This window comes from Streptomyces sp. BE20, assembly GCF_036322525.1.
In the GTDB taxonomy this organism is placed as follows: Bacteria; Actinomycetota; Actinomycetes; order Streptomycetales; family Streptomycetaceae; genus Kitasatospora.
Map to the genome: position 1 here is coordinate 1 of NZ_JAQYWW010000637.1, position 848 is coordinate 848.

The 848-nt window shown below is 68.0% G+C and carries 1 protein-coding gene; it reads left to right on the forward strand.

Translation table 11 applies throughout. From position 1 onward, the window contains the following. Nucleotides 1–44: 44 nt before the first annotated feature. A protein-coding gene (locus PUR61_RS13530; RefSeq protein WP_443035166.1) for an IS5 family transposase occupies nucleotides 45–838 on the forward strand; the annotation gives its coding sequence in 2 pieces (ribosomal slippage) (nucleotides 45–378 and nucleotides 378–838; 795 coding nt in all). Nucleotides 839–848: the final 10 nt, after the last annotated feature.

Consider the following 848-nt stretch of genomic DNA (forward strand, 5'->3'; position numbering starts at 1 on the left):
AGAAGTCATCTCATTTGGGCTTGTAGGCTGCTCGCGTGCTGATCGTGGAGCGTCTGGTGCCGGATGAGTTGTGGGAGTTGTTCCAGCGGGTGGTGCCGGCGGCGCCGACGCGTCCGCAGGGTGGCGGGCGTCGGCGTCACGGGGACCGGGAGGTGCTGGCCGCGATCGTGTTCGTGGCCACCTCGGGGTGTACATGGGCCCAGCTGCCGCCCTGCTTCGGGCCGTCCGGTCCGACCGCGCACCGCCGTTTCGCCGAGTGGACCGCAGCGAGGGTGTGGGCGAAGCTCTACCGCCTGGTCCTGGACGAACTCGGTTCGCGGGGCGGCCTGGACTGGTCCAGGTGCGCGGTCGACTCGGTGAACATGCGCGCCACGAAAAAGGGGACCTGACGGGTCCGAATCCTGTCGATCGGGGCAAGTTCGGGTCGAAGATCCATTTGCTCACCGAACGTACCGGTCTGCCCATCTCGCTCGCGATCTCCGGCGCCAACCTGCACGACAGTCAGGCCCTGATCCCGCTCGTCGAGGCGATCCCACCGATCCGCTCCCGACGCGGACCGCGGCGCCGCCGTCCCGGCAAGCTGCACGGCGACAAAGCCTACGACCACCGTTTCATCCGCTCCTACCTGCGGCGACGGCAGATCACCCACCGCATCGCCCGCCGCGGTGTCGAGTCCTCCCAGCGTCTCGGCCGCCACCGCTGGGTGATCGAAAGGACCGTCGCCTGGCTCGGCGGCTTCCGCCGACTCCACCGCCGCTACGAACGCAAGGGCACCCACTTCGCGGCCTTCGCCACCATCGCCGCCACCCTCATCTGCAACCGCAGAATCACCAAATGAGATCACTTCT